Raw genomic sequence first — 3,204 nt, 5'->3', positions numbered from 1 at the left:
CGCGCGAGCGCGCGCTCGCGTTCTGGCAGGGCGTCGCCGGCGCGGTCGCGCGCGGCGAGCGCGTGCTGCTCGTGGCCGAGGACGACGACGGCATCGCCGGCAGCGTGCAGCTCGTCGTCGCGCTGCCCGACAACCAGCCGCACCGCGCCGACGTCGCCAAGCTGCTCGTGCATCGCCGGGCGCGCCGCCGCGGCATCGCGCAGCAGCTGATGCAGGCCGTCGAAACCGCCGCGCGCGACGCGGATCGCCGCGTGCTGGTGCTCGACACCGTGACCGCGAGCGCGGCCGACCGGCTGTACACGCGCGCCGGCTGGCAGCGCGTCGGCGAGATTCCCGACTACGCGCTGATGCCCGACGGCTCGCTCTGCGCGACGACGTATTTCTACAAGCACCTGACGCGCTGAGCCGCCGCTGCGGCGGCGATGCCGCGGCCGATCCGACCGCCGCGCCTGCGGCGAGCGCGTGGAACCGGTAGCGCGCGATGCCGCGGCGGCTACGCCGGATCAGCCGGCGGCGGTGCCGCGACGACACGGTCGCGGCCGCCGTGCTTGGCCGCGTACAGCGCGAGGTCGGCGCGGCGCAGCAGGTCGTCGAGATGACGGTCCTGCGGGACGAGCGCGGCGACGCCGATCGAAACGGACAAGGTCAGCACGGTGTCGCCATGGCGGAATGGCTCGGCGCGCACGGCGCCGCGCAGCCGTTCGGCGGCGTCGACGGCGGCCTCGCTGCCGTCGACGTCCAGCAGTGCGACGAATTCCTCGCCGCCCTGGCGCGCGAGCAGGTGGCGCCGGCCGCAGGCGGACCGCAGGCGCGCGGCGACGTGGCGCAGCGCGAGGTCGCCGGTCTCGTGGCCGAAACGGTCGTTGACCGACTTGAAGTGATCGATGTCGACGATCGCCACGGCGAGCGCGGAGCCGTCGTCGCGGGCCTGCCGCAGGCGCAGGGCCCCGGCCGCGGCGAGCGTGCGCCGGTTGGCCAGGCCGGTCAGGTCGTCGGTCGAGGCGGCCTGCTCCCAGCGCCGGCGCATGCGGTCGGAGCACAGCAGCAGGAAGCCCGTCGTGCCGATGACCGGCAGCACGGAAGCCAGTATCGGCGTCAGCGCGTTGATCCAGCTGCGCGTGTCGACGATGCTGCCGGCGATCGGCGCCGAAACGACGAAATAGACGCCGCGCAGCAGCATGAAGGCGGCGAGCAGGACGAAGATGCCGGCGAGCACGCGCGCGCTGCGCGCACGTTCGCCGCGGATCGCGCGCAGCACGGTCCACGCGGCGGCGAGCAGCATGACGACCCAGGCCAGGGTCGCGATGGCGACGCGAGCGGCGAGATCCGGCTGCGGCCCGGCGAACCAGGCGATGCCGGCCGTCGCGAGCACGGTCGGCAGCAGCACGGCGGCGCTTTCCCCGCGGCCGTAGAACTGGCGCACCGCGCGCCAGCAGCCGGCGACGCCGAGCATGACCATGCCGTTGGCGAGCGGCAGCACGAACAGCGGCGGCAGATAAGTCTGCACGCCGAGCAGGATGCAGCCGCATGCCTGCAGCAAGGTGCCGATGCGCCAGCTGATCGCGCTGGGCTGCACGTCGGGCGACAGGTCGCCGTGCATGAGCCCGAGCACGCCGCCGTTGAGCAGCATCATCAGCGCGACGATGAGGTACGCGGTCAGCGGGTCCATGGCGCGAGTGTAATGCGCACCCGTGGACCGTTGCCGGCCCGGCGGCATCGGGCCGTCGCGCCCGCACTCGCCTGGCCGGCCCCGCTCAGCGCGGCGGGTCGGCGATCAGTCGCGTCGTGTCGTAGCCGAGCGCCCGCGCGCGCTCGACCAGCGCCTCGCGTTGCGACGCGTCGATCTGCGGACTGCGCGTCAGCAGCCAGAGATAGCGGCGGTCCTCGCCGCCGACGATGCTCCAGCGGTAGTCGGGATCCAGCGCGACGATGCGGTATTCCGCGTGCCCGAACGGCAGCCAGCGCAGGCCTTCGGGCAGGAAGGTCACCGTCAGCAGGCCCGGCTGCGCCGGATTCTCGACTTCGGCCGCGCCGACCGCGGCGTCGATGACGCCGTCCGCGTCGCGGCACTGATTCAGCACGTCGACCTTGCCGTCGGCCGTGACGGTGTAGGTCGCGGTGACTTCGCTGCGGCACTGGTTCTGGAAATCGTTCGGCAGGCGCGCCTGTTCGTACCAGGTGCCCGCGTAGCGCCGCAGATCGACGGCCGGCACGGTCGCGACGTCGTTCGTCGCCGCGGCCGTGCCGGCCACGGCCATCGCCGCCGCCGCGGCGGCGATGCGCAGAATCGAAAAACTGTTCACGGCTAGGCCGCGCGGCGCAGGGCCAGGCGCCGGAGCACGTCGCCGACGCGGCCGATCGAGAGCACGTGGCGTTTCAGCGCCGCGCGCAGGCGCATGTCCGGATAGTCGCGGAACAGCTGCTCCATCTGCCGCAGCAACTGCGCGTGCAGCCCGCGCAGCGCGGCGGCGCTGGCCTGCGGCCGGCGGCCGTCGAATGCGGCGGCGACGGCCGCATAGGCGCCGCTGCCGTCCGGCGTCGCCGGCGTCGGCGGCAATGCGGCGAGCAGTTCGGCATGCGCCTGCTGCGCGAACTCGAAGGCCGTGCGGACCTCGGGGTCGGTGCTCGCGCGGACGGCATGTGCGTAGAACGCCTGCGCATCGGAGAGCTGCTGCACGGTGTCGCGCAGCAAGGACTGCGGGTCGGCGGTGGATTGCGGCGGACGGGTCGGCGTCATGTCGATTCCTCGGGATGGGTCTTCCCCATCCAGGTCATGCCGCATGCCAATCCGGTGCGTCGGCCGCAGGCCTTGCGGATCAACCGCTTGCGTGACCGAACGCAGCGGCCGCGGCGGCAGATTGCACGCTCGCCGCGCACCGGCGTGGCGAGCTGCACGCTGCCGCGAAGCAACGCGCCGGGCCTCAGCCTTCGAGCTCGGCCCAGCGCGCGTAAGCCTGTTCGAGCTCGGCCTGCAGCGCGGCGAGGCGCTGGTTCGCGGCGACGATCGCGGCCGGCACCTGTTGAAAAAACGCGGCTTCGTTCATCGACGCGGCGAGCTCGGCGACCGCGTTCTCGAGCTGATCGATGCGCGCCGGCAGCTGTTCGAGCTCGCGCTGGTCCTTGTAGCTGAGTTTGCGCCTGGCCGGCACGGCGCTCTCCGCCGCGGCCGGCGCCGGCGCGGCCGGTCTGGCCGCCGCGGCCGGC

The 3,204-nt window shown here is 73.5% G+C and carries 4 protein-coding genes and 1 pseudogene; 1 reads left to right on the top strand and 4 read right to left on the bottom strand.

All coding sequences use genetic code 11. The annotated features are described in order from the left end of the window. Window positions 1–404 (top strand): GNAT family N-acetyltransferase (locus NON22_RS22315; RefSeq protein WP_257389198.1); only part of this gene is annotated, 404 nt, incomplete at its 5' end. Between the two features lie 89 nt (window positions 405–493). Here NON22_RS22315 and NON22_RS22310 read toward each other — a convergent pair. The 4 genes and pseudogenes from NON22_RS22310 to NON22_RS22295 form a co-directional block, all read right to left on the bottom strand. Continuing rightward, window positions 494–1,669 (bottom strand): GGDEF domain-containing protein, encoded by a 1,176-nt coding sequence (locus NON22_RS22310; RefSeq protein ID WP_257389197.1) that lies wholly within the window; start codon window positions 1,667–1,669, stop codon window positions 494–496. An 85-nt stretch (window positions 1,670–1,754) separates the two neighbouring features. Continuing rightward, complete coding sequence (locus NON22_RS22305; RefSeq protein WP_257389196.1) at window positions 1,755–2,303, bottom strand: lipocalin family protein; 549 nt, start codon at window positions 2,301–2,303, stop codon at window positions 1,755–1,757. Window positions 2,304–2,305: 2 nt separating this feature from the next. Next, a complete protein-coding gene (locus NON22_RS22300) occupies window positions 2,306–2,737 on the bottom strand; it encodes a hypothetical protein (RefSeq protein WP_257389195.1) in 432 nt (143 codons plus the stop codon). Between the two features lie 184 nt (window positions 2,738–2,921). After that, a pseudogene (locus NON22_RS22295) lies at window positions 2,922–3,204 on the bottom strand (ABC transporter ATP-binding protein); the annotation flags it as partial.

Origin of the sequence: Tahibacter caeni, from assembly GCF_024609805.1 — a bacterium.
Taxonomy (GTDB): Bacteria; Pseudomonadota; Gammaproteobacteria; order Xanthomonadales; family Rhodanobacteraceae; genus Tahibacter; species Tahibacter caeni.
The sequence above is the reverse complement of the archived record's forward strand: the minus strand, read 5'-3'. Positions and strand labels throughout refer to the sequence as shown.

What these genes read in the sequence shown, in the direction of transcription:
- NON22_RS22310 (WP_257389197.1), bottom strand. Translation starts at nt 1,669, where the DNA reads ATGGACCCGCTGACCGCGTACCTCATCGTCGCGCTGATGATGCTGCTC.
- NON22_RS22300 (WP_257389195.1), bottom strand. Translation starts at nt 2,737, where the DNA reads ATGACGCCGACCCGTCCGCCGCAATCCACCGCCGACCCGCAGTCCTTG.